This is a genomic window from Fontibacillus phaseoli (genome assembly GCF_003337355.1).
GTDB lineage: Bacteria > Bacillota > Bacilli > Paenibacillales > Paenibacillaceae > Fontibacillus > Fontibacillus phaseoli.
This window is the reverse complement of the sequence record NZ_QPJW01000018.1, coordinates 25,609-50,014: the sequence shown is the minus strand read 5'-3', so window position 1 is coordinate 50,014 and position 24,406 is coordinate 25,609. Positions and strand designations below refer to the sequence as shown.

Here is a 24,406-nt window from a genome sequence, read left to right as displayed (position 1 = left end):
ATGCGCCATCATATATACTGTTCGTATTACTTGATTGAGTGACGGGGCACCGTGCGTTGCAGCCGGAGGGATTTGTGGTGAGTGTCAACCTCGAGACTTGGATAAGATTCGATTATGAGGTCCTAAATGACGAAGACATTGTCGAAGCCGTCCGTAACGGCGACAGTGAAGCCTTGGAGTACTTGATTAACAAGTACCGCAGTTTTGTGCGTGCCAAAGCTAGATCCTATTTCCTGATCGGTGCCGACCGTGAGGATATTATTCAGGAAGGCATGATCGGCCTGTATAAATCTATCCGGGACTTCCGGGGGGACAAGCTTGCTTCGTTCAAAGCCTTTGCCGAGCTGTGCATTACGCGACAGATCATCACGGCAATCAAGACGGCGACCCGGCAGAAGCATATCCCACTTAATTCCTATGTCTCATTGGACAAGCCGATTTATGATGAGGATTCCGACCGGACGCTGCTTGACGTTATTTGCGGTTCCCGGGTATGCGATCCCGAAGAATTAATTATAAATCAAGAGGAATTCACCGGGCTTGAAGATAAAATGTCCGAGATTCTTAGCGATTTGGAACGCAAGGTACTAATGCTGTATCTGGATGGCCGGTCGTACCAGGAAATCGCCGTTGATTTGAACCGGCATGTGAAATCTATCGATAATGCACTGCAACGTGTTAAACGTAAGTTGGAGCGTTATTTGGAAGTGCGCGACGGAGGCATTTGAATTTATAGCTTTCTTCATACGGAAAATAGAGGGATGACGGATGAATCCGTCGCCCTTTTTTGCTGTTTAAGGGAGTTCTGGTACATTCCTTTATGTTTCGCTGATTTCTAGCGGACATGAGAGACGTTATTCCTCTTCAAAACGACTGTTTCAGAAGCTAACGGACACCAGAGCCTTTAATGTAGGGGAAATGGCGATTTTTGGTTGGAAATATGGGGATTAAGACCTTCTGTGTCCGTTAGGAGGTAAAATTTGGCGCTTTGGGTGAATTAAGGTCTACTGTGTCCGTTAAAATTATTTTGCCCGATATTACGGTGGCACAAGCGTAATATTGCTGAAGCGTTTTTGTATATTTCCGAAAAAAAACCACTATCTCATGAAAAGAAGCCTTAAGCGAGTTTATCCTATCAAAAGCTGAGCCATAATAGAAAGAGTACGCATTCGAACTCAGAACCCAACCCAAGCGAGCAATTTCCAGATTCAAGGGCTATTTTAGAATTACCTCAAATTAACGAAGAGATAAGCATGTTCGGCTCGTTGACACGGGTAGGGGCATGTGATAAAGTGTTTTAGGTAGGCCTAAATTTGTGTTTTTCATTTTTGGGTTTATACAATAGACTTTCTCATAAAAGAATGTCTTCGGGAGGTGCACATCATGCGGGTAATTATTACGTTGGCTTGTACGAATTGCAAACAAAGAAACTACACGACAACGAAAAACAAGCGTAACCACCCCGACCGCATGGAGATGAAGAAATTTTGCAAGTTTTGTAACGAGCAAGTTCCTCATCGCGAAACCAGATAGCCTTTGGAGGTGTAGTCGCGCATGAAACGCAGTTTCAAGTCGTTGATCTCTTTTTTTTCTGAAAGCTGGGCTGAGCTTAAAAAAGTTCGCTGGCCTAATCGTAAAGAGCTGACCAATTATACGCTGATTGTGCTTGGTACAATTGTAGTTGTCGCGATTTATTTTTGGGTACTTGATATCGGCATCTCTGCTGTAGTCGAAGCGATAATTTAAGAAGGGTCCTTAGGTGGCTTGATATGGAAAAAAGATGGTATGTAGTTCATACCTATTCCGGGTATGAGAACAAAGTCAAAGCCAACTTGGAGAAACGCGTCGAGTCCATGGGCATGGAAGACAAGATATTCCGCGTTCTTGTTCCAATGGAAGAAGAAGTGGTGAACAAAGACGGTAAGAAAAAGACCGTCATGCGTAAAGTTTACCCGGGGTATGTCTTGGTGGAAATGATCCAAACCGACGATTCTTGGTATGTTGTTCGCAACACACCGGGCGTTACCGGGTTTGTCGGCTCTACGGGATCGGGTTCCAAGCCTACGGCGTTGCTCCCTGAAGAAGTGGAGCAGATTTTGCAGCATATGGGCATGGAAGAACCGAAACCGGTCATCGAGTTCGACTTGAAAGAATCGGTACGCATCAAGGTTGGTCCGTTTGCTAATTTTGTCGGGTCGATCGAAGAAATTCTGATCGACAAGAGCAAGCTCAAGGTTCATGTCAACATGTTTGGACGAGAAACCCCGCTTGAGCTGGATTACACTCAAGTGGAAAAGATATAGGTTTCTTAGGGTTTCACGTGGGAGGGGCCTTGCGCTCCGTCTACCACTATTAGGGCAAGGAGGTGTTTTACATGGCGAAAAAGGTTATCAAAATGGTAAAACTGCAAATTCCTGCAGGGAAAGCGAATCCTGCACCTCCGGTAGGTCCGGCTTTGGGTCAAGCGGGTGTCAACATCATGGCATTCTGTAAAGAATTCAATGCTCGTACTGCCGATCAAGCAGGTTTGATCATTCCGGTTGAAATTTCGGTGTTTGAAGACCGTTCTTTTACATTCATCACCAAAACTCCTCCGGCAGCCGTTCTGCTTCGTGTTGCTGCGAAGATCGAGAAGGGTTCCGGCGAACCGAACAAGAAGAAAGTGGCTACCGTGAAACGCGACGTTGTTCGTCAAATCGCGGAGCAAAAAATGCCTGACCTTAACGCAGCATCCGTTGAATCGGCTATGCGTATGGTTGAAGGTACTGCTCGCAGTATGGGCATTACGATCCAAGACTAATTCTTGGGGCGTTATTTAGAACAACTTAGTTGCTAACAACCTGGCAAAGGCATCAAGATTTTGCAACGGAAGTTGTCTTAACATCAATGAACTGCATACACGAGCAACGGAAGTTGCCGCAAATTTATTCAGTATCTCTTCGGAACCGAATAAATTTGCGATCAGTGGGAGGATATTCCGCTAATACCACAAAGGAGGAACAATTTCATGGCTAAACACGGTAAAAAATACCTTGAAGCCGCTAAGCTGATCGACAGCGAAGCGACATATGAGCCTTCTGACGCCGTTGAACTGGTGAAAAAGGCAGCGACTGCAAAATTTGACGAAACCGTTGAAGCGGCAGTTCGTTTGGGCGTAGACCCTCGTAAACAAGACCAAGCCGTTCGTGGTGTCGTTGTCCTGCCTCATGGCACGGGTAAAACGCAACGCGTTCTGGTGTTCGCCAAAGGCGAAAAAGCAAAGGAAGCGGAAGCTGCCGGCGCTGACTTCGTAGGCGATCAAGACATGATCAACAAAATCCAACAAGGCTGGTTCGAATTCGATGTCTGCGTAGCGACACCGGACATGATGAGCGAAGTTGGTAAACTGGGTCGTCTGCTCGGTGGTAAAGGTCTCATGCCTAACCCTAAAGCAGGCACGGTTACGTTTGACGTAGCTAAAGCCGTTCAAGAAATCAAAGCCGGTAAAATCGAATACCGTCTGGACAAAGCAGGTCAAATCCATGCGCCAATCGGAAAAGTATCGTTCTCTTCCGAGCAATTGAATGAGAACCTCAAAGCTCTCATCGACGCATTGAACCGGGCTAAACCGGCTGCTGCCAAAGGCGTGTATCTGAAAAACATCGCGATTTCTTCGACGATGGGCCCTAGCGCTCGCGTTAATACAACTGTTTACAGATAATACCGCTCGCTTTTGCGGGTACGGGGATTGACATTGCGTAAATCTCTTGGTAAACTGAATGAGTTGTTTTTAAAGCGACAATTCAATTTGAATATGCTTACCGTAGACAGTAGGTGCCGAAAGGCTTAATTTCCTACCGAGGTGTTGTGATAGAATATCGTGTGCCGCAGTTTACCGCGGTTGATGATTCGTCAGGCCTTCGTGATTCTGCGGAGGCTTTTTTCATGGAAATGAAGAAGGCCGAGTAAATCTATCAGGAGGTGTACAGGTTGGCAAACGCTAAAGTGATTCAAAGCAAACAAGAAGCCGTTGATGCCGTAACTGCGAAGCTGCGCGAAAGCGCAACGACTGTAGTAGCGGATTACCGCGGTCTGAACGTTGCTCAAGTTACGGAATTGCGCAAACAGCTTCGTGAAGCTGGCGTAGAATTCCAAGTGCTTAAGAATACGCTCGTTCGCCGTGCAACAGCGGCTGCTGAACTTACTGAACTGGACGAAGTGCTGACTGGCCCTACGGCCATCGCGTTCAGCGTAAACGACGCAATTGCTCCGGCTAAAATTCTTAGCGATTTCGCGAAGAAGAACGAAGCTCTGAAAGTAAAAGGTGGCGTGGTTGAAGGCCGTGTAGTCGGCGTTGACCAAATCAAAGCGTTGGCGGATCTTCCGTCCCGCGAAGGTCTCCTTTCGATGCTCCTCAGCGTGCTCCAAGCTCCAGTGCGCAACTTCGCGCTCGCAGTCAAAGCCGTTGCGGACAAAGAAGAAAGCGCAAGCGCGTAAGCTTCTTTTCCAGCTAGTTGTATAAACAATAATTAAATTAAAATAATGGAGGTTCTACCATGAGTAAAGAAAGCATTTTGGAAGAAATCAAAGCAATGACCGTTCTTGAACTGAATGATCTCGTTAAAGCAATCGAAGAAGAATTCGGCGTAACTGCTGCAGCTCCTGTAGTTGTAGCTGGTGGCGGCGGTGGCGCAGCTGAAGCGGCTGAGCAAACTGAATTCGATGTAATTCTGACTAACGCTGGCGGATCCAAAATCAACGTTATCAAAGTGGTTCGCGAAATCACTGGCCTCGGCTTGAAAGAAGCAAAAGACCTGGTTGACAACGCACCAAAACCATTGAAAGAAAAAGTAGCTAAAGAAGAAGCGGACGCAGTAAAAGCAAAATTGGAAGAAGCAGGCGCAACTGTAGAAGTGAAGTAATTTCACTTCTAATGAATGGCAAACCCCTTGAATATGATTCAAGGGGTTTGTTTATAAGCAGATTCAATCCGGGAGCTCCTGTTTTTGGGTCTGGTGCTCTGTTGCTCGAGGATCTTGTCTGAATTCTTTTCCAGTGAAGAATCCGTTCGCAAAGGATCCCCAGCCTCAAAAACTTATGTCATTGATATATAGAATTCTCTCGCTCTCGTGCCTTAGATATAAACAACCCGTGGCGGAGAATAGAAAATAGCAAACTTTTAAAGCGACAAACGGAGGTGACCGTCAAGATGCCAGAACACTACTATACCAATCAACCAGCTACGGCCCACGACCGAAAGGTTTGGGACGCCAAACTCCGGGGGCAAGCTTTTTGTTTTATCAGTGATGCGGGCGTGTTCTCCAAGGGAGGCGTGGATTATGGGAGTCGGGTTTTGATTGATGCTATGGAGGTTCCGGTAGATGCCCGCGTGCTTGATGTAGGTTGCGGTTACGGACCGATCGGTCTTTCGGCCGCCCTGTTGGCGAGCCGGGGCCATGTAACGATGATCGATGTTAACGGCCGGGCGGTGGAACTAGCCAAAGAAAATGCAACAGCCAACAGGATTACCAATGTAACCGTTCTGCAAAGTGACTTGTTTGCGGAACTGGGCGAGGAGAAATTCGATATTGTGCTGACCAATCCGCCAATTCGGGCAGGTAAAGAAATCGTGCATACGATTTTTGAAGGGGCCTTTGAAAGACTGCGTGATGGAGGCTCGTTGTGGATTGTCATCCAGAAAAAACAGGGGGCGCCGTCGGCGAAGCAAAAGCTGGAGTCGCTCTTTGATAGCGTTGAAGAAGTGACTAAAGACAAAGGGTACCGGATTTACAAGGCGACAAAAAAATAGTTTGACTTGCAAAAATGGTTGTGTTATTATTATAAAATGTCAGTATTAGGATGCCCTCTGTGGCTTTACCTGACTGAAATGTCAAGACTTTTATGCTAAACGATGCATAAAATCACGTCGTTTGACGTATATTATGTACATTTCGGGTAAATCTACTGAATACGGGGACATCAGGCTGTAAATGACGCGGATAATGATGCTCTTTTTTCGAAAGCATTCGATAAGGGCTTTTCTTTATTTGTGGATGAATCCGTATGGTCCTATTATAAGGGTACAAACACGGGTTCGCAATGAAATTTTTAAAGTGAGTAGACATGAGGGGTGGGTATAAGTTGGCAGGACATCTTGTTCAATATGGTCGACGCACTCGGCGAAGTTATGCACGAATTAACGAGGTACTCGAAGTTCCGAACCTGATCGAAATCCAACAGAAATCCTACGAGTGGTTCTTGGAAGAAGGCCTTCGGGAAATGTTCCAGGATATCTCGCCGATTCAGGATTTCACCGGGAATCTGGTGTTGGAGTTTATCGATTACAGTCTTGGAGAACCGAAGTATACAGTAGACGACGCGAAAGAACGCGATGTAACGTATGCTGCGCCGCTTCGGGTAAAAGTCCGGCTCATTAATAAAGAAACCGGCGAAGTCAAAGAGCAGGAAGTATTCATGGGAGATTTCCCGCTGATGACGGAAACCGGCACATTCATTATTAATGGTGCGGAACGGGTTATTGTCAGCCAGCTGGTTCGCTCTCCTAGCGTCTATTTCAGCACTAAAGTGGATAAGAACGGCAAGAAAACCTATACCGCGACAGTGATTCCTAACCGTGGCGCATGGCTGGAACTGGAGACCGATGCAAAGGATATTATTTATGTCCGCATCGATCGTACTCGTAAAATTCCGGTAACCGTGCTGCTTCGTGCGCTTGGGTTCGGTACGGATGCCGAGATTCTTGAACTGCTCGGCAACGATGAATATATTCGCAATACGCTCGACAAAGACAATACCGACTCTACGGAAAAAGCTCTCATCGAAATCTATGAGCGCCTTCGTCCGGGCGAACCGCCGACTCTTGACAACGCTAAGAGTTTGCTGGTGGCTCGTTTCTTTGATCCGAAACGCTATGACTTGGCCAATGTCGGCCGTTATAAAATCAATAAAAAGCTTCACATCAAGAACCGTTTGTTCAATCAACGGTTGGCAGAATCTCTGATCGATACGAGCACAGGCGAAATTATCGCCGAAGCCGGACAAATGGTAGACCGCCGTTTGCTTGATCAAATCTTGCCTCACTTGGAAAATTCCGTAGGCTTCAAAAACTATCATGTTGCTGGCGGTGTGCTTGATGCCAATGACGTTCCGCTGCAAACGATCGATATTTTCTCGCCGATCGAGGACGGCAAGGTTGTTAAGGTGATTGCAAACCGCAATATCGATAAATCGGTGAAGCATATTACGCCGGCCGATATTATTTCGTCGATCAGCTACTTCCTGAACTTGCTGCACGGCGTTGGCAGCACAGACGATATCGACCATCTCGGCAACCGCAGACTGCGTTCCGTAGGCGAATTACTGCAGAATCAGTTCCGTATCGGCTTGTCCCGGATGGAGCGCGTCGTGCGCGAAAGAATGTCGATCCAGGATGCGAATGTGATTACGCCGCAAGCGCTGATCAACATACGTCCGGTTATCGCATCGATTAAGGAGTTCTTTGGTAGTTCGCAGTTGTCGCAGTTTATGGACCAGACGAACCCGCTTGCGGAACTTACGCATAAACGTCGTCTGTCCGCTCTCGGACCTGGTGGTTTGACGCGGGAACGCGCGGGCTTTGAAGTTCGTGACGTCCATCATTCTCACTATGGCCGGATGTGCCCGATTGAAACGCCGGAAGGACCGAACATCGGTCTGATCAACTCTTTGTCGACGTTCGCTCGCATCAATGAGTACGGCTTTATTGAAGCACCGTATCGTTGGGTAGATCCGAATACAAGCAAAGTAACGGATCAAATTGCCTATTTGACTGCCGATGAAGAGGATAACTACATCATCGCTCAGGCGAATGCGGTGCTAACCGAAGAGAATACATTCCAGGACGAGAATGTAATCGTTCGTTATAACAAGCAGTCCGACAACATCTTGACCATGCCGAGCGATCGCGTCGATTACATGGACGTCTCGCCGAAACAGGTTGTGTCTGTGGCGACCGCGCTCATTCCTTTCTTGGAAAACGATGACTCCAACCGTGCCCTGATGGGTTCGAACATGCAGCGTCAGGCGGTTCCGCTTCTGATTCCTAAGGCTCCGCTCGTCGGAACCGGGATGGAGCATAAATCAGCCAAAGACTCTGGTGTATGTATCGTTTCGAAATACGACGGGATAATCGAACGCTCCGCAGCGAACGAAATTTGGTTGCGCCGTGTTGAGAAAGTGGAAGGCAAAGAAGTCAAAGGCGATCTTGTTAAATATAAATTACACAAATTTATGCGTTCGAACCAAGGGACGTGCATCAACCAGCGTCCAATCATAAAACGTGGAGACATCATCAAGAAGGGTGATATTCTCGCGGACGGGCCATCGACGGAGATGGGCGAATTGGCACTTGGCCGCAACGTGGTCGTAGCCTTCATGACTTGGGAAGGTTACAACTACGAGGATGCCATCCTGCTTAGCGAAAAGCTAGTGAAAGAGGACGTATACACCTCGATTCACATCGAGGAATATGAGTCCGAAGCTCGGGACACGAAACTGGGACCGGAAGAGATTACCCGCGATATTCCGAACGTCGGTGAAGAAGCGCTCCGTAATCTTGACGAGCGCGGCATTATCCGCGTCGGTGCCGAAATCGGCGCAGGCGATATCCTTGTCGGCAAAGTTACTCCGAAGGGCGTAACCGAACTGACGGCGGAAGAACGCCTGCTGCATGCGATCTTCGGCGAGAAAGCCCGCGAAGTGCGCGACACTTCTCTGCGTGTGCCACACGGTACCGACGGTATCGTTGTGGATGTCAAGGTATTTACTCGCGAGAATGGCGACGAGTTGCCACCGGGCGTGAATCAACTCGTTCGGGTATATATTGCCCAAAAACGTAAAATTTCCGAAGGCGACAAAATGGCTGGACGCCATGGTAATAAAGGGGTCGTAGCCCGTATTTTGCCTGAAGAAGACATGCCGTTCATGCCGGACGGTACGCCGGTTCAGGTCGTATTGAACCCGCTGGGGGTTCCTTCCCGGATGAACATCGGTCAGGTGCTGGAAATTCACCTTGGAATGGCTGCGCTGAAGCTCGGCATCCATGTGGCTACCCCGGTATTCGACGGAGCGAATGAATACGACGTATTCGACACGATGGAAGAAGCCGGTATGCAGCGCAATGGTAAAACCGTGCTGTATGACGGCCGGACAGGTGAACAATTTGAGCGTGAAGTAACCGTTGGCGTCATGCACATGATTAAGCTGGCGCACATGGTTGACGATAAAATCCATGCCCGCTCGACAGGTCCTTACTCTCTCGTTACGCAACAGCCGCTCGGCGGTAAAGCTCAGTTCGGCGGACAGCGTTTCGGGGAGATGGAAGTTTGGGCGCTGGAAGCTTATGGCGCCGCTTATACACTGCAAGAGATTTTGACCGTCAAGTCTGATGATGTGGTCGGACGGGTGAAAACCTACGAATCGATCGTCAAAGGCGAGAATGTGCCAGAACCTGGTGTGCCGGAGTCGTTTAAAGTCTTGATCAAAGAGCTTCAAAGTTTGGGGATGGACGTGAAAATCCTGACCGAAAACGAAGAAGAGATCGAGATGAGGGAAATCGACGATGAAGACGATGCGTCCGGAGACAAACTGAGTCTGAACCTGGAAGGCGCGGAAGTCGGAGTAGAATAAGCATCGCGGGCGGCGTGAGCGCCGCCCGAAGATGATGATAGCCGGAGATTGTCAATATCAGGACTTGGTTAAGGAGGGATGCTCCTTGTTGGACGTCAACAACTTCGAGTTTATGAAAATTGGGCTTGCTTCCCCAGAAAAAATTCGTTCTTGGTCCCGCGGAGAAGTGAAGAAACCGGAAACGATTAACTACCGTACATTGAAACCGGAAAAGGAAGGGCTGTTTTGCGAGAAAATTTTCGGCCCGACCAAAGACTGGGAATGTCATTGCGGTAAATATAAACGCGTTCGTTACAAAGGCGTTGTCTGCGATCGCTGCGGCGTTGAAGTAACGAGAGCGAAAGTCCGACGTGAGCGGATGGGTCATATCGAATTGGCCGCACCGGTATCGCATATTTGGTATTTCAAAGGGATCCCGAGCCGGATGGGCCTGGCGCTTGATATGTCGCCGCGTTCGCTGGAAGAGATCATCTATTTTGCATCCTATGTGGTAACCGATCCAGGGGAAACTCCGCTGGAGAAAAAGCAGCTTCTGTCCGAGAAGGAATATCGCAGTTACCGTGAAAAGTATGGCTACGGATTCCAAGCCGGTATGGGTGCTGAAGCAGTGAAGAAATTGCTTCAGGATCTCGATATCGACAAGGAACTGGAATTTCTGAAAGAAGAGCTACGCACCGCTCAAGGTCAGCGCCGCAACCGGGCGATCAAACGTCTGGAAGTCATCGAAGCGTTCAAAAGCTCCGGTAATGAGCCGGAATGGATGATCCTCGACGTGCTTCCGGTAATTCCACCGGAACTTCGTCCGATGGTACAACTGGACGGTGGACGTTTTGCAACGTCCGACCTTAACGATTTGTACCGGCGGGTTATTAACCGGAACAACCGTCTGAAGCGCCTGCTCGATCTCGGCGCTCCCGACATTATCGTACAAAACGAAAAAAGGATGCTTCAGGAAGCCGTTGACGCCCTGATCGATAACGGCCGCCGCGGCCGTCCGGTAACGGGCCCGGGGAACCGTCCTTTGAAATCCCTCAGCCATATGCTAAAGGGTAAACAAGGCCGTTTCCGGCAAAACCTGCTCGGTAAACGGGTTGACTATTCCGGTCGTTCCGTTATCGTCGTAGGCCCTTACCTCAAGATGTACCAATGCGGTTTGCCGAAAGAAATGGCATTGGAACTGTTCAAGCCGTTCGTAATGAAAGAGCTGGTCAACAAAGGCCTCGCTCATAATATTAAGAGCGCCAAGCGCAAAGTGGAACGCGTCAGCCCTGAAGTATGGGATGTGCTCGAAGAAGTCATTAAGGAGCATCCGGTTCTGTTGAACCGTGCACCTACGCTTCACAGACTCGGGATTCAGGCGTTCGAACCGATCCTGGTCGAAGGCCGCGCCATCCGGCTTCACCCGCTTGTATGTACGGCATATAACGCCGACTTTGACGGTGACCAAATGGCCGTCCACGTACCTTTGTCTGCGGAAGCTCAGGCGGAAGCCCGCATTTTGATGCTGGCATCCGGTAATATCTTGAACCCTAAAGACGGCAAACCGGTCGTTACCCCTTCGCAGGATATGGTCCTTGGCTCCTATTATCTGACCATGGATAACAATGAAGCGAAAGGCGCCGGTATGATTCTTGGCTCCGTAAATGAAGCTTTCTCCGCTTATCAGCGCGGTACGGCTTCGCTGCACGCTCGTGTGGCGATTCCTGCCAAGGCGCTTGGCAAGACCGGATTTACGGAAGCGCAACAAGAGGCTTTGCTTATTACGACTGTAGGGAAAATTATCTTTAACGATATCTTCCCTGCAAGCTTCCCGTATATTAATGAACCTACAAGAGTCAATCTGTTCCAAGGCACGCCGGATAATTACTTTATCCACGAAAAGGGCGAGAACATCTGGGATCGGATTATGAATGCCAAACAAGCTGGCGGTGTAGGTAAAGAATATCTCGGCGAGATCATCGGTCGTTGCTTTGAGATTTATCACACCACCGAAACTTCGATCATTTTGGACAGAATCAAACAAACCGGGTTCACGTATTCGACTCGGGCAGGCGTTAGTATCGCTGTCTCGGACGTTATCGTACCGGATGAGAAACAGGCCATCCTCCGCGAGTCGGACGATAAGGTACATGTGATTACCACACAGTATCGCCGGGGTCTCATTACGAACGAAGAACGTTATGACCGCGTTATCGATATCTGGTCCAAAACGAAGGATCAAATTACCGAAGTGCTCATGAAATCGATGGATCGCTACAATTCGATTATGCTCATGGTTGATTCCAAGGCGCGCGGTAACAAGTCGCAGATAACACAGCTTGGCGGCATGCGGGGTCTTATGGCCAACCCATCCGGTCGGATCATCGAGCTCCCGATCAAATCGAACTTCCGCGAAGGCCTGACCGTCCTCGAGTACTTCCTTTCGACGCACGGCGCGCGTAAAGGGTTGGCGGATACCGCGCTTCGGACAGCCGATTCCGGTTACTTGACTCGTCGTCTGGTAGACGTTGCACAAGACGTTATCGTTCGCGAAGAAGACTGCGGAACGGATAAAGGCTTCACCGTCAGCGTGATTCAAGACGGTAAAGAGGTTATCGAGGATCTGTACGACCGGATCGAAGGACGTTACGTCTTCGAAACGATCAAGCATCCGCAAAGTGGTGAAATTATCATCCACCGCAACGAACTGATCGATTCCGACAAAGCGCATGAAATTGTCGATGCCGGTGTCGCAAAACTGCAAATCCGTTCCGTGCTCAGCTGTCGTGCACGCCATGGCGTATGTAAGAAGTGCTATGGCCGTAACCTTGCGACCGGCAAGCACGTGGAAATCGGTGAAGCGGTCGGCATTATCGCCGCCCAATCCATCGGTGAACCGGGAACCCAGCTCACCATGCGTACGTTCCATACTGGGGGCGTTGCGGGTGACGATATCACGCAAGGTTTGCCGCGTATTCAGGAGCTTTTTGAAGCCCGGAATCCGAAAGGTCAAGCCACGATCAGTGAAATCGACGGGGTCATCAAGGAAATCCGCGAAGCCAAGGACCGTCGCGAAATCGAGGTTCAAGGCGAAGCGGAAACGAAGACTTACTCCGTTACCTACGGGTCCCGTCTGCGCGTAAGCGAAGGCCAGGAAATCGAAGCGGGCGACGAGTTGACCGACGGTTCCATTGACCCGAAAGAAATTTTGCGCATCAAGGGCATCCGCGGCGTGCAGAACTACATTCTGCAGGAAGTTCAACGCGTATATCGGAACCAGGGCGTAGAAATCAACGACAAGCATATCGAAGTTATGGTCAGACAAATGCTGCGTAAGATCCGCATTGTAGATGCCGGAGATACACCGCTCTTGCCAGGAGCATTCGTCGATATGCATGAATACGAAGGGGCCAATAAGGATGCGATCCTGTCTGGCAAAGAGCCGGCCGTGGCTAAACCGGTCTTGCTCGGGATCACCAAAGCTTCGCTCGAAACCGATTCTTTCCTGTCCGCCGCTTCCTTCCAGGAAACGACACGGGTACTTACCGATGCCGCGATCAAGGGCAAAGTGGATAAACTCCTCGGCCTGAAAGAGAACGTTATTATCGGTAAACTGATTCCTGCTGGTACGGGGATGAACCGGTACCGCAGCGTTCGGTTCGAAGAGCCTGCCGGCGACGATACGGCTGAAGAAAGCTTGGAACCTGTCTCTGTTGAATAGTCAAGGAATATAAAGCCGCAGAGCTTTGACAAAACGTCGAAGCTTCTGCGGTTTTTTTCATTTTCAAGAAATATCGGGAATAAGCTAATTGACAGGCGAGTGATAGCTGGCTAACCTGTAGGCATGCAATGGAAAAAGCTGAGAACATTAGGACAGGGAGGTGGCTCATGGGGGTTGCCATTGCAGTGAGCTTGGGTTTAATCAGTTTTTATCTACTAGTAGAGTATGTTAGGTGCAGAATTGAAGTAAAGAAGGCAATCGGACGCTTATCAACATATGAAGCCCAACAGCAACGCTAAGCTGCGGGGATATGATTTACGTGGATCAAGGGGCGGATTCCATGCGTGGACAGGCCGGCAAGTACCGCATTATAGCTCCTTCCCGTTTTGGTTATTTGGGCAGCACAATTCCAGATGATTCAAGTCCATCCGCCCAAGCCAGAGCTTACCTTGAGTTGCTTGACAGCCTGTCGATTGAGCAGGTATATGTCCTTGGAACCTCTGCTGGGGGTACAATTGCGATTCGCTTCGCGCTGGCCTATCCAGAGAGAACGAAGGGACTCGTTCTGTATTCCTCCGCTTCACCATGGCCTGAAGAACCCAAAAAGTACAGTAAGCATGAAGGTCCTCCGGCTTTTTTTTGCAAGGATTATCCCATGTGGCTGTTGCGGCCTTTATTGCGGCCATTGATGGGCATGTCCAAAGATACGGTATACACCATGCTTCCACTCGGTAAGCGTAAGCAAGGAATGCAGATCGATGCCAAAATCGTTAATCCGGGTATGGCCGGGAATTTCGCCGAATATCCAATAGAAGAACTTCAGGTACCTTCGTTGATCATTGCGGCCAAGGATGACAATTTAGCGGACTCTCGCTCCATGGAGCAGGTTCTTTCGAGATTTCCGAACGCTACCTGGTTGCCCTTTGAGGACGGAGGCCATTTGATGGTCGGTCACGAAAAGGAAATTGAAAACGCACGGGATAACTTCGTACGCGATAATCCGTGATCCATGGGGGGCAAAAACATATCAAAGCATACATAAAAAAGGATACCCTAGCACGTAGTGATATGTGAAATATTTCATTAAAGGAGGGTGAATGCATGTCTATGGATGCCGGTCAGGAAATCACGATTAGGCCGATGAACTCCCAAGAGGCCAAGGAGGTACAGCGGCTGGGGCGTCGGGCCTTTATGGGATTGGAGAGCTTATTTGTGAGTAAACCTAAAGATGCGGTAGTAGCATTGGTTGGGAATCGAATTGTCGGGGCCATAATCATGAAATTTCTGAAAGGAGATCGCGGGCAGACCATCGGGGATTTTAGCGCTGGTTTTGTCGATTGCGATTATCGGGATTCGGGAATTGGGGGCAGACTCTACAAGGCGGCGACGAACCATTTCTGGGAGCGTGGCTGCGACTACATTACCGCTGAGGTGAAAGACGACAATGTCGGTTCTTGGCGCTTGCTCGAAAAAAACGGTTATATGCGCACGGAGATGATCGAGAACTTCAGTCACTTGCGGGGCAAAGGGATGGCATCGCTGCTGTTCGGAACGCCCGTTCCTTATGCATGCGGCATGGATTTCTATCTGGCCTCAAAAAAGAATCCTATAAAGGAGAAAACTGCTCCTAGCGCTGTGCAAGTTGTGATTTTTCTGTTGCTTAACCTGTTGTTGTCGTGTACGATACTCATTCTTAATCATCAGATTCAGCTAACTTGGTTCATGCTAGCCTATGGAATTCTAATGTTAGGGGATGTTTTTTTTACACGGATCGGGGCAGGCTTCGGCAAACGAAAATGGCAGTATCGAATGACGAACTGCGGATTTCTGATCTCCTTGCTCATTCCGCTCCTTGGCACCGTATTCCCGATGATCGGGAATTGGATGCCACGACAATACGAATCGACGCCAAAACTCAGGAAAGAGCTTGGAATCAGTGCGTTGGCAGGGTGGGCTTTCATTGTGATTCTGGTAGTATTTACAGGCCTCGTCACAGAACGTCATATTTTTGTTAACTATCTGAATTCCTTAGGAAGCATGCTTCTCTTATACCGAATTATTCCCGTGTATCCATTTGGAGCTTTCGGCTCCTTGAGAGTATACCGAATGAACAAGTTCATTTACGCCGTAATGGCCGTGGCTAGTCTCTTGGTTTTGTTCCTTATTGATTAAGCGGAGCTCGCGTTATCGGGCAGGAAATGAGAGGCAGGAAGGAGAGGAGGAGTCTAAAATTGAAAACGGGAGCGGATAAGGATGGAATGGATTGAACATTTGAATCAAGCGCTCGAATATATCGAGGATAACCTGGACCGGAAGATCGACTACGAGAAAGCGGCACGAATCGCTTGCTGTTCGTCGTTTCATTTTCAACGAATGTTTTCCTACATAGCAGGCATCCCGCTATCCGAATATATTCGCAGGAGAAGGATGACGGCGGCGGCCTTTGATTTGCAGACTAGCGAAGTCAAGATCATAGACCTGGATTTGAAATATGGCTATGACTCCCCTACCTCCTTTAATCGGGCATTCCAAAGCCTGCATGGCATTGCACCCTCCATAGCACGTCTTGAGGGTACGTCATTGAAGGCATTTCCACGGATTCGCATCTCAATTTCAATTAAAGGGGAAGCGGAAATGAATTACAAGATCGAGAAGAAAGAGGCATTTCGCATCGTAGGCGTAAAGGAGAGCATGAATGTAAACCTCGAAGAAAATTTCGTCAAGGTTCCTCGGCTCTGGCAGCAGGCGGCACAGGATGGAAGTATCATGAAACTCGCACAAGTGATGAATCGGACACCTTTAGGTATCCTGGGTGTAAGTACTTGCATGGACGGAGAAGAGATGGATTATTACATTGCTGCAGCCACTGATTTACCTGTGCCCGAAGGCATGTGTGAGACGATGATTCCAGGAGGGACCTGGGCTATCTTTGAATGCATAGGGCCACTGCCTCATGCCATGCAGGATTTGCAAAGGCGGATCATTACCGAGTGGCTACCGGCCTCCGGCTATGAATACGCCGATGCGCCGGACGTCGAGGTATACACAGACGGAGATCAACAAGCTCCGGATTACCGGTCCGAAATATGGCTTCCGATCGTGAAGAAAGCGCCGAACGATCTATGCCGTTAGGTTCTCTTCTCCGTAGTGGGTAAGTAAGGTAATTACTGATTTATCACATACGAAATAGGGGGCCATATGAACAATAATATTCAAACCCGCACAGCAAGTGTAAGAGGTAATTTTTTGCGAAACGCTTGTCCAATTGAAAGTACGGTGTTTAATTTCTAGTGTGCTAGAAGAAATAATCAAAGGAGGGGCGGGGAATCGCTCCTCCGCTTTTTTTATAGAAGAAAATGATATTTTCTTCTCCATTAATTGCTTGACATCGCCTAATAGGAGTGATAATATATCAAAGTGCGTGAGTACGGATATTCCCTGTGCTTTGGAGGACGGTAATCATGTCTAATGATAAAGGACTACAGGACGCTCATGTCAAAATCGGTACCAAACAAACCATACGAATGGTGGAGCTTGGACTAGCCGAGGAAGTCTATGTTGCTGAAGATGCAGATCCGCGCCTTACATCAAAGATCATTGCGCTTTGCAATCAACGGAACGTGAAAGTTACGCTGGTTGATACGATGCACAATCTCGGCAAGGCTTGCGGGATTGAAGTCGGAGCGGCAATGGCTGCGATTGTGAGTCAATAGTTGATAGGAACGTTTTTGCGAAAAGGAGAAATCCGGACGGCAAAAACTTTTCATTTGTTCTTTAATGAACCGCCTGGGTCTGTGGGCTTAAAAAGGTTTGTGAAGAAACATGAATTCTGAGGAAGGGGGTGGCAACAACATGCCAACAATTAACCAATTAGTCCGTAAAGGACGTCAAGACAAAGTGTACAAATCGAAGTCGCCAGCATTGCAAAGAGGGTTTAACGCCCTGAAGCGTGAGGCTACCGATCTGAGCTCGCCGCAAAAACGCGGAGTGTGCACTCGCGTAGGTACAATGACTCCTAAGAAACCAAACTCCGCACTTCGTAAATATGCCCGTGTTCGTTTGACGAACCGCGTAGAGGTGACGGCGTACATTCCGGGTATCGGTCATAACCTGCAAGAGCACAGCGTTGTTTTGATTCGTGGCGGCCGGGTCAAAGACCTTCCAGGGGTACGTTATCATATCGTACGTGGAGCTTTGGACACCGCTGGTGTTAACAACCGGATGCAAGCCCGTTCGAAATACGGCGCTAAACGTCCGAAAGCAAAAAAATCCTAAGTTGATTAAGTCAGCTTATTGAACCGTCAAGAGGTTTGGATTAATACTGAAAGGGGGATAACTATGCCACGCAAAGGTCCAGTTACGAAGAGAGATGTGTTGCCAGATCCGGTGTATAACAGCAAGCTTGTTACTCGTTTGATCAACCGCATCATGCTCGATGGTAAACGTGGAGTTGCTCAAAGCATTCTGTATAACGCGTTCAACCTGATTCAAGAACGTACGGGGAATGACCCGATGGAAGTATTTGAAGCAGCTTTGAAAAATATCATGCCTGTATTGGAAGTTAAAGCTCGCCGTGTGGGCGGTGCTAACTACCAAGTGCCTATCGAAGTTAAGCCGGAAAGACGTACATCCTTGGGATTACGTTGGCTCGTGAACTACTCCCGCAACCGCGGTGAGAAAACGATGGAAGAGCGTTTGGCTGCCGAGATCATCGACGCATCCAACAACACAGGCGCTTCCGTTAAGAAACGCGAAGATACGCACAAAATGGCCGAAGCGAACAAAGCGTTCGCACACTACCGCTGGTAGGATTCGGTTCAACCCAATAAATTTCTATTTTGAAGGGAGACAGATCCATGGCAAGAGAGTTCTCCTTGAAAAATACACGTAACATCGGGATCATGGCGCATATTGACGCCGGTAAGACAACCACGACGGAACGTATTTTGTTCTATACAGGCATTACGCACAAAATCGGGGAAGTTCACGAGGGTGCTGCGACAATGGACTGGATGGAGCAAGAACAGGAGCGCGGAATCACGATTACGTCCGCTGCGACGACCGCTCAATGGAAAGGTCACCGCGTAAATATCATCGATACCCCGGGACACGTTGACTTCACAGTAGAAGTTGAACGTTCCCTGCGTGTATTGGACGGGGCAGTAGGCGTATTCAGTGCGAAGGAAGGCGTTGAACCTCAGTCTGAAACCGTTTGGAGACAGGCTGACAAGTATAGCGTTCCTCGTATCGCTTATGTCAATAAAATGGATATCATCGGTGCTGACTACCTGAACGTTGTCAAAGATATGCGCGAGCGTCTGCAAGCGAATGCAGTTGCAATCCAACTGCCGATCGGTGCGGAAAGCGATTTTGTCGGAATTATCGACATCATCACTCAAAAAGCGTTTATGTATAAAGATGATTTGGGTCAAAACATCGAAGAGACTGAAATTCCAGCTGAATACGTTGCCCAAGTTGAAGAGCTTCGTGCAGAATTGATTGAGAAGGTTGCAGAACTGGACGAGGATTTGACGATGAAATACCTCGAGGGTGAGGAAATCACAATCGAGGAATTGAAAGCAGCACTCCGCAAGGGTGTTGTCGATGTTAAAATCTTCCCTGTTGTTTGCGGTTCTTCTTATCGAAACAAAGGTATTCAGCTTATGCTGGATGCTGTAATTGATTTTCTGCCGGCTCCAATTGACGTACCAAGTATCCAAGGTCACTTGGATGACGGTACGGAAGTGGAACGCCACTCTTCCGACGAAGAGCCGTTTGCAGCTCTGGCATTTAAAATCATGACCGACCCTTACGTGGGTAAATTAACGTTCTTCCGTGTATACTCCGGTATTTTGCAATCCGGTTCGTATGTACTGAACGCAACGAAAGGCAAACGCGAGCGGATCGGACGTATCTTGCAAATGCATGCCAATAGCCGTAAAGAGATCACTGAAGTTTACTCTGGTGATATCGCTGCAGCTGTAGGTTTGAAAGATACGGGTACAGGTGATACACTGTGTGATGAGAAGGCTCCGGTTATTCTGGAATCCATGAACTTCCCTGATCCGGTTATCGAAATCGCGGTTGAGCCAAAAACAAAAGCGGACCAAGATAAACTTGGCGTCGCTCTCGGTAAATTGACTGAAGAAGATCCTACGCTCCGTGCTCATACGGACGAAGAAACGGGACAAACGATCCTTGCTGGTATGGGTGAGCTTCACCTGGATATCATCATCGACCGGATGCGCCGTGAATTCAAAGTTGAGACTAACGTAGGTAAACCGCAAGTTGCTTACCGTGAGACGTTCAAAGCTCCGGCTCGCGTTGAAGGTAAATTCGTTCGCCAATCCGGCGGTCGTGGTCAATACGGTCACGTTTGGGTTGAGTTCGAACCATTGGAACCAGGTAGCGGCAATCAGTTCGAGAGCAAAATCGTCGGCGGTTCCGTACCAAGAGAATATATCGCGCCTGCTCAGCAAGGTATTGAAGAATCCATGAAGAATGGTGTCCTTGCAGGCTTCCCATTGGTAGACGTTAAAGCGACCATCGTTGATGGTTCTTACCATGACGTTGACTCCAGTGAAATGGCGTTTAAGATTGCCGGCTCCATGGCGCTTAAAGCAGCTAAAGACAAATGTCAAGCTGTTCTGCTTGAGCCGATCATGAAAGTCGAAGTAACGGTTCCTGAAGAGTACATGGGCGACGTTATGGGTATGCTGAACTCCCGCCGCGGACGGATCGAAGGTATGGATTCCCGTGGGGGCGCGCAAATTATCCGTGCGAAAGTGCCTCTCTCTGAAATGTTCGGTTACTCGACCACCCTGCGTTCCGGTACACAAGGACGCGGCGTATTCTCGATGGAACTTTCCCATTATGAAGAAGTTCCTAAGAGCATCGCTGAAGAAATCGTGTCCAAGAACAAAGGCGGAGAATAACTTTCAGTACCTACTAACCGAGGAGTCTTTGGAACCTGTTTAGGGGATGGACTCCCTGGTTAGTCCAACATAACAATCCATATTTTAAGGAGGAAATGTTTAAAATGGCAAAGGCTAAATATGAACGTACAAAACCGCATGTTAACATCGGTACAATCGGTCACGTCGACCATGGTAAAACAACTCTGACAGCAGCCATCACGACTGTATTGTCCAAAACATATGGCGGTGCTGCTGTAGCATTCGACCAAATCGACAAAGCTCCAGAAGAGCGCGAACGCGGTATCACTATCTCTACGGCTCACGTTGAGTATGAAACAAACAACCGTCACTATGCACACGTTGACTGCCCAGGTCACGCCGACTATGTTAAAAACATGATCACTGGCGCTGCACAAATGGACGGAGCAATCCTGGTTGTATCCGCAGCTGACGGCCCAATGCCGCAAACTCGCGAGCACATCCTGTTGTCCCGTAACGTAGGCGTTCCTTACATCGTTGTATTCTTGAACAAATGCGACATGGTTGAAGACGCTGAACTGATCGAACTCGTTGAAATGGAAGTTCGCGATTTGCTGAACGAATACGAATTCCCTGGCGATGATACTCCAATCATCCAAGGTTCCGCTCGTGAAGCTCTTCAAAACCCTGATGGCGAATGGGCTAAGAAAATCGTTGAAATGTTCGAAATCATCGACGAATACATTCCGCTTCCAGAGCGTCCAGTGGACAAACCGTTCCTGATGCCTGTCGAAGACGTGTTCTCGATCACTGGCCGTGGTACTGTTGCTACAGGTCGTGTAGAACGTGGTACAGTTAAAGTCGGCGACGAAATCGAAATCGTGGGTATCCGCGAAGAAACTAAGAAATCCGTCGTAACAGGCGTTGAAATGTTCCGTAAATTGCTTGATTCCGCTCAAGCGGGCGACAACATCGGCGCATTGCTTCGTGGTGTTGAGCGTGCTCAAATCGAACGCGGCCAAGTATTGGCTAAACCGGCTTCCGTTAATCCGCATACTGAGTTCTCTGCTCAAGTATACGTATTGACTAAAGAAGAAGGCGGACGTCATAAGCCTTTCTTCACAGGCTACCGTCCACAATTCTATTTCCGTACAACTGACGTAACAGGTGTTATCAACCTGCCAGAAGGTACTGAAATGGTTATGCCTGGTGACAACATCGAAGTTACCGTTCAACTGATCAACCCGATCGCTATCGAAGAAGGAACTCGTTTCTCCATTCGTGAAGGCGGACGTACAGTTGGATCCGGCGCCGTTGTTACAATCAGCAAATAATAAAAGCAATCACTTGCTTGGAAGATCCGTTCCTTCGGGAACGGATCTTTTTTTGTATAAAAGTGTTATTTAAATTACTAAATACGAGAAAATGACTTAGATAAATGTCGAATAATGTAGAAAATTAGCTTTACAGTGATTTTTATCACAGTTATAATTCTCTCATCAAGATCATCAGACTTCCCCAAGGAGAGGATAAATATCCGATGAAATGCCCCTTTTCTTTTTTAGGCAACCCATCATCCCCAACTAAGCAAACCAACCATCACAGCTTTTCCACTCCAGAAATCAAACCGGATTGGGTACGGGACGAAAGCAAACTTGTCATTGACGGAGAAACCGAGATTAATGAACAATTGAGGATGATTGATTTTAATGAAGGGGACGTTCAACTGCTGCATCATATGCGACCAATGATCTCTAGACGGATCGACTGGATTGTGGATTCTTTTTATCAATCCGTACTCGATGTATCCAAATTGGAAGAAATCATTAAGAAGCACAGCACGGTTGAAAAACTGAAGCAAACCTTGAGGGAACATTTGCTTGATATGTTCAGCGGGAACGTGGATCAAGAATTTATATTGAAGCGTCTAAGAATTGCTAAGGTCCATAAGCGCGTCGGGCTTGAGCCCAAATGGTATCTTTCCGCTTTTCAGAATCTGCAGAATGCATTTCTGCAAACGATATATCAGGAAGTCAAGGATGAGCAACTTCTTTTGCAAATGGTGCGGACAACGACTAAACTGCTAAATCTTGAACAGCAGCTGGTATTGGAAGCCTACGAAAAGGAGAATATCCGTGAGAAAGAAGAGCAATATGAGCTCGTAAAAAATGAGTTGAAAAGTAAGATCACGATTTTTAGTGAGGAACTTGAAGATTTAAGTTTGGCGACTAATGTAGCCGTCGAAGAACTCGTATCCAGCAGCAATGAGGTGAGTCAGGCGATCCGGCAATCTTCGGAAACTGCTTCAAATACTCGTGAACATGCAGAGGAAGGAAGAGACATACTCCAAATCTTACAGCAGCACATTGGCGGCATTCATGAGAAGACCAGCTCCATGGAAGAATCGGTCATGCAACTTGGCCAATCTTCCGCGCAAATTCAAAAGGTTGTAAGTGCGGTAGAAGAAATTGCAAGCCGGATTAAACTTCTCTCGTTAAATGCATCGATAGAAGCGGCCAGAGCCGGAGAACACGGTTTGGGATTTGCTGTTGTTGCCCGCGAAGTAAACAAGTTGTCGGAAGAAGCAAAGAGTACGGTGGTTCAGATTGCCGGTCTCGTTACTCATTCGGCTGAGATTTCGGGACGGGTCGTCCGTTCTATTGAAGAAGTTCGGGGTTTAGCGGAACAAGGTGAACTGCAATCGAAGGAAAGCGGGAACATGTTCATTCATATTTTGAATTCGATGAAAAACAGCGCAGAGGATATTGTATTATTAGAAGGACAAATCCGCGAGCTGATTACTACAATAGAAGGAATAGGTTCATCCACCGCCATAGTTGCCGAGTCTGCGGAACGTTTGAACCGTGTTTCCGTGAATTTATAATAGAAATTAAACGGCGTATTTCCCCAGGAAACACGCTGTTTTTGTATATAAATTTGGAAAGAACATCCGCACCAAAAACTTTTAATGAAAGGCTTGCAATGCGCCCGGCTTTTCTATATAATAATGAATGTTGTTCTGTGACGTTGCGATGATGTGAGAGGTTACTGACACACCCGGCCCCTTTGCCATGGGAGAGTGGTCAGAAAATTTTCACGGAGTATGTCCGATACCAAATTGGGCGATAGAAGGAGGGACTAAAATGGCAAAGCAAAAAATTCGTATTCGTTTGAAAGCTTACGACCACAGAATTCTTGATCAATCCGCAGAGAAAATCGTTGAAACAGCAAAACGTTCGGGTGCTGGTGTATCTGGGCCGATTCCGCTGCCAACCGAGAAACAAGTAATTACTATTCTCCGTGCGGTACACAAGTACAAGGATTCGCGGGAACAATTCGAACAACGGACGCACAAACGTCTGATCGACATTGTTAATCCGACTCCACAAACTGTGGATGCCTTGATGCGCTTGGACCTGCCGTCCGGTGTAGATATCGAAATTAAATTGTAATCCCATTAAGCAATGGAATAGGAAAGGAAAAGAGGTGTCAACATGAAAGGTATCTTAGGGAAAAAACTCGGAATGACTCAAGTATTTACTCCGGAAGGGAATGTAATTCCTGTAACGGTTATCGAGGCTGGCGGGAACGTGGTTCTTCAAAAGAAAGATCTGGAGAACGACGGATACGAAGCCATTCAAATCGGTTACTCCGATAAGAAGGAATCCAGATCCAACAAGCCTGAAGCTGGTCATGCTAAAAAGGCTAACACAACGCCTAAGCGCTACGTTCGCGAAATTCGCAATGTTGAAATTGCAGGATATGAAGTTGGCCAAGAGGTCAAAGTTGATATTTTTGCAGAAGGCGAATTTGTTGACGTAACTGGTATTTCTAAAGGTAAAGGGTTCCAAGGTAACATCAAACGTTGGGGACAAAGTCGCGGCCCTATGGCGCACGGTTCCCGTTATCATCGTAGACCTGGTTCCATGGGTTCCATTCAAGCGAACCGCGTTCCTAAAGGCAAACGCCTTCCAGGACACATGGGTAGCGATACGGTTACCATTCAAAACCTTGAAGTGGTTAGAGTGGACGCTGAACGTAATGTTCTGCTCGTTAAAGGCTCGATTCCGGGTCCTAAAAACAGTTTTGTGAAAATCAAACAAACAAACAAGAAATAATCGACAAAGGAAAGGAGGAACAATAA

At 47.9% G+C, this 24,406-nt stretch carries 22 protein-coding genes and 1 other annotated feature; all 22 genes read left to right on the top strand.

All coding sequences use genetic code 11. From position 1 onward, the window contains the following. The first annotated feature begins 74 nt into the window (after positions 1–74). The 22 genes from sigH (at position 75) to rplC (ending at position 24,380) form a co-directional block, all read left to right on the top strand. A complete protein-coding gene (gene sigH / locus DFP94_RS23955; RefSeq protein ID WP_410772597.1) occupies positions 75–728 on the top strand; it encodes an RNA polymerase sporulation sigma factor SigH in 654 nt (217 codons plus the stop codon). A 655-nt stretch (positions 729–1,383) separates the two neighbouring features. Next, positions 1,384–1,533, top strand: a complete 150-nt coding sequence (rpmG, locus tag DFP94_RS23950; RefSeq protein WP_071784256.1) for a 50S ribosomal protein L33 — start codon at positions 1,384–1,386, stop codon at positions 1,531–1,533. 21 nt (positions 1,534–1,554) lie between these two features. Then, complete coding sequence (gene secE, locus DFP94_RS23945) at positions 1,555–1,746, top strand: preprotein translocase subunit SecE (protein ID WP_114498988.1); 192 nt, start codon at positions 1,555–1,557, stop codon at positions 1,744–1,746. 23 nt (positions 1,747–1,769) lie between these two features. After that, a complete protein-coding gene (gene nusG / locus DFP94_RS23940) occupies positions 1,770–2,303 on the top strand; it encodes a transcription termination/antitermination protein NusG (protein WP_114498987.1) in 534 nt (177 codons plus the stop codon). Positions 2,304–2,374: 71 nt separating this feature from the next. After that, positions 2,375–2,800: a 50S ribosomal protein L11 gene (gene rplK, locus DFP94_RS23935; RefSeq protein ID WP_114498986.1), complete on the top strand. Its 426-nt coding sequence runs from the start codon at positions 2,375–2,377 to the stop codon at positions 2,798–2,800. Between the two features lie 207 nt (positions 2,801–3,007). Continuing rightward, complete coding sequence (gene rplA, locus DFP94_RS23930; protein ID WP_114498985.1) at positions 3,008–3,700, top strand: 50S ribosomal protein L1; 693 nt, start codon at positions 3,008–3,010, stop codon at positions 3,698–3,700. An 82-nt stretch (positions 3,701–3,782) separates the two neighbouring features. Continuing rightward, positions 3,783–3,932 (top strand) — a sequence feature (ribosomal protein L10 leader region). Positions 3,933–3,969: 37 nt separating this feature from the next. Further along, positions 3,970–4,476 (top strand): 50S ribosomal protein L10, encoded by a 507-nt coding sequence (gene rplJ / locus DFP94_RS23925; protein ID WP_114498984.1) that lies wholly within the window; start codon positions 3,970–3,972, stop codon positions 4,474–4,476. 59 nt (positions 4,477–4,535) lie between these two features. Beyond that, on the top strand, positions 4,536–4,901 hold the full coding sequence (gene rplL / locus DFP94_RS23920) for a 50S ribosomal protein L7/L12 (protein ID WP_114498983.1): 366 nt from the start codon (positions 4,536–4,538) through the stop codon (positions 4,899–4,901). Positions 4,902–5,188: 287 nt separating this feature from the next. Then, positions 5,189–5,788 carry a class I SAM-dependent methyltransferase gene (locus tag DFP94_RS23915; protein WP_114498982.1) on the top strand — a complete coding sequence of 200 codons (600 nt, stop codon included), beginning with the start codon at positions 5,189–5,191 and terminating at the stop codon, positions 5,786–5,788. A gap of 332 nt (positions 5,789–6,120) precedes the next feature. Continuing rightward, on the top strand, positions 6,121–9,666 hold the full coding sequence (gene rpoB / locus DFP94_RS23910) for a DNA-directed RNA polymerase subunit beta (RefSeq protein WP_114498981.1): 3,546 nt from the start codon (positions 6,121–6,123) through the stop codon (positions 9,664–9,666). An 85-nt stretch (positions 9,667–9,751) separates the two neighbouring features. After that, complete coding sequence (gene rpoC / locus DFP94_RS23905) at positions 9,752–13,366, top strand: DNA-directed RNA polymerase subunit beta' (RefSeq protein WP_114498980.1); 3,615 nt, start codon at positions 9,752–9,754, stop codon at positions 13,364–13,366. A 319-nt stretch (positions 13,367–13,685) separates the two neighbouring features. Continuing rightward, positions 13,686–14,372, top strand: coding sequence for an alpha/beta fold hydrolase (locus DFP94_RS23900; protein WP_181873278.1), 687 nt, complete (start codon positions 13,686–13,688; stop codon positions 14,370–14,372). 95 nt (positions 14,373–14,467) lie between these two features. Next, the gene (locus DFP94_RS23895; RefSeq protein WP_114498978.1) at positions 14,468–15,538 is read left to right on the top strand and encodes a GNAT family N-acetyltransferase; all 1,071 of its coding nucleotides are present in this window, start codon (positions 14,468–14,470) and stop codon (positions 15,536–15,538) included. 81 nt (positions 15,539–15,619) lie between these two features. Next, positions 15,620–16,498: an AraC family transcriptional regulator gene (locus DFP94_RS23890; RefSeq protein WP_114498977.1), complete on the top strand. Its 879-nt coding sequence runs from the start codon at positions 15,620–15,622 to the stop codon at positions 16,496–16,498. Between the two features lie 329 nt (positions 16,499–16,827). Next, a complete protein-coding gene (locus DFP94_RS23885) occupies positions 16,828–17,079 on the top strand; it encodes a ribosomal L7Ae/L30e/S12e/Gadd45 family protein (protein WP_114498976.1) in 252 nt (83 codons plus the stop codon). 139 nt (positions 17,080–17,218) lie between these two features. Further along, positions 17,219–17,641 carry a 30S ribosomal protein S12 gene (gene rpsL / locus DFP94_RS23880; RefSeq protein ID WP_018753998.1) on the top strand — a complete coding sequence of 141 codons (423 nt, stop codon included), beginning with the start codon at positions 17,219–17,221 and terminating at the stop codon, positions 17,639–17,641. Positions 17,642–17,704: 63 nt separating this feature from the next. After that, positions 17,705–18,175 carry a 30S ribosomal protein S7 gene (gene rpsG, locus DFP94_RS23875; protein ID WP_044482526.1) on the top strand — a complete coding sequence of 157 codons (471 nt, stop codon included), beginning with the start codon at positions 17,705–17,707 and terminating at the stop codon, positions 18,173–18,175. Between the two features lie 47 nt (positions 18,176–18,222). Continuing rightward, a complete protein-coding gene (gene fusA, locus DFP94_RS23870) occupies positions 18,223–20,301 on the top strand; it encodes an elongation factor G (RefSeq protein ID WP_114498975.1) in 2,079 nt (692 codons plus the stop codon). 104 nt (positions 20,302–20,405) lie between these two features. Then, positions 20,406–21,596: an elongation factor Tu gene (tuf, locus tag DFP94_RS23865; RefSeq protein ID WP_114498974.1), complete on the top strand. Its 1,191-nt coding sequence runs from the start codon at positions 20,406–20,408 to the stop codon at positions 21,594–21,596. A gap of 206 nt (positions 21,597–21,802) precedes the next feature. After that, positions 21,803–23,146: a globin-coupled sensor protein gene (locus DFP94_RS23860; protein WP_114498973.1), complete on the top strand. Its 1,344-nt coding sequence runs from the start codon at positions 21,803–21,805 to the stop codon at positions 23,144–23,146. A 259-nt stretch (positions 23,147–23,405) separates the two neighbouring features. Continuing rightward, positions 23,406–23,714 (top strand): 30S ribosomal protein S10, encoded by a 309-nt coding sequence (gene rpsJ / locus DFP94_RS23855; RefSeq protein WP_009226637.1) that lies wholly within the window; start codon positions 23,406–23,408, stop codon positions 23,712–23,714. A gap of 42 nt (positions 23,715–23,756) precedes the next feature. Beyond that, positions 23,757–24,380 (top strand): 50S ribosomal protein L3, encoded by a 624-nt coding sequence (gene rplC, locus DFP94_RS23850; RefSeq protein WP_114498972.1) that lies wholly within the window; start codon positions 23,757–23,759, stop codon positions 24,378–24,380. The last annotated feature ends 26 nt before the right edge of the window (positions 24,381–24,406 follow it).

Excerpts from the sequence above, each read along its gene's own strand:
- rpmG (WP_071784256.1), top strand. The coding sequence starts at position 1,384 with ATGCGGGTAATTATTACGTTGGCTTGTACGAATTGCAAACAAAGAAAC.
- secE (WP_114498988.1), top strand. The coding sequence starts at position 1,555 with ATGAAACGCAGTTTCAAGTCGTTGATCTCTTTTTTTTCTGAAAGCTGG.
- nusG (WP_114498987.1), top strand. The coding sequence starts at position 1,770 with ATGGAAAAAAGATGGTATGTAGTTCATACCTATTCCGGGTATGAGAAC.
- rplK (WP_114498986.1), top strand. The coding sequence starts at position 2,375 with ATGGCGAAAAAGGTTATCAAAATGGTAAAACTGCAAATTCCTGCAGGG.
- rplA (WP_114498985.1), top strand. The coding sequence starts at position 3,008 with ATGGCTAAACACGGTAAAAAATACCTTGAAGCCGCTAAGCTGATCGAC.
- rplL (WP_114498983.1), top strand. The coding sequence starts at position 4,536 with ATGAGTAAAGAAAGCATTTTGGAAGAAATCAAAGCAATGACCGTTCTT.
- DFP94_RS23915 (WP_114498982.1), top strand. The coding sequence starts at position 5,189 with ATGCCAGAACACTACTATACCAATCAACCAGCTACGGCCCACGACCGA.
- DFP94_RS23895 (WP_114498978.1), top strand. The coding sequence starts at position 14,468 with ATGTCTATGGATGCCGGTCAGGAAATCACGATTAGGCCGATGAACTCC.
- DFP94_RS23890 (WP_114498977.1), top strand. The coding sequence starts at position 15,620 with ATGGAATGGATTGAACATTTGAATCAAGCGCTCGAATATATCGAGGAT.
- DFP94_RS23885 (WP_114498976.1), top strand. The coding sequence starts at position 16,828 with ATGTCTAATGATAAAGGACTACAGGACGCTCATGTCAAAATCGGTACC.
- rpsL (WP_018753998.1), top strand. The coding sequence starts at position 17,219 with ATGCCAACAATTAACCAATTAGTCCGTAAAGGACGTCAAGACAAAGTG.
- rpsG (WP_044482526.1), top strand. The coding sequence starts at position 17,705 with ATGCCACGCAAAGGTCCAGTTACGAAGAGAGATGTGTTGCCAGATCCG.
- fusA (WP_114498975.1), top strand. The coding sequence starts at position 18,223 with ATGGCAAGAGAGTTCTCCTTGAAAAATACACGTAACATCGGGATCATG.
- tuf (WP_114498974.1), top strand. The coding sequence starts at position 20,406 with ATGGCAAAGGCTAAATATGAACGTACAAAACCGCATGTTAACATCGGT.
- DFP94_RS23860 (WP_114498973.1), top strand. The coding sequence starts at position 21,803 with ATGAAATGCCCCTTTTCTTTTTTAGGCAACCCATCATCCCCAACTAAG.
- rpsJ (WP_009226637.1), top strand. The coding sequence starts at position 23,406 with ATGGCAAAGCAAAAAATTCGTATTCGTTTGAAAGCTTACGACCACAGA.
- rplC (WP_114498972.1), top strand. The coding sequence starts at position 23,757 with ATGAAAGGTATCTTAGGGAAAAAACTCGGAATGACTCAAGTATTTACT.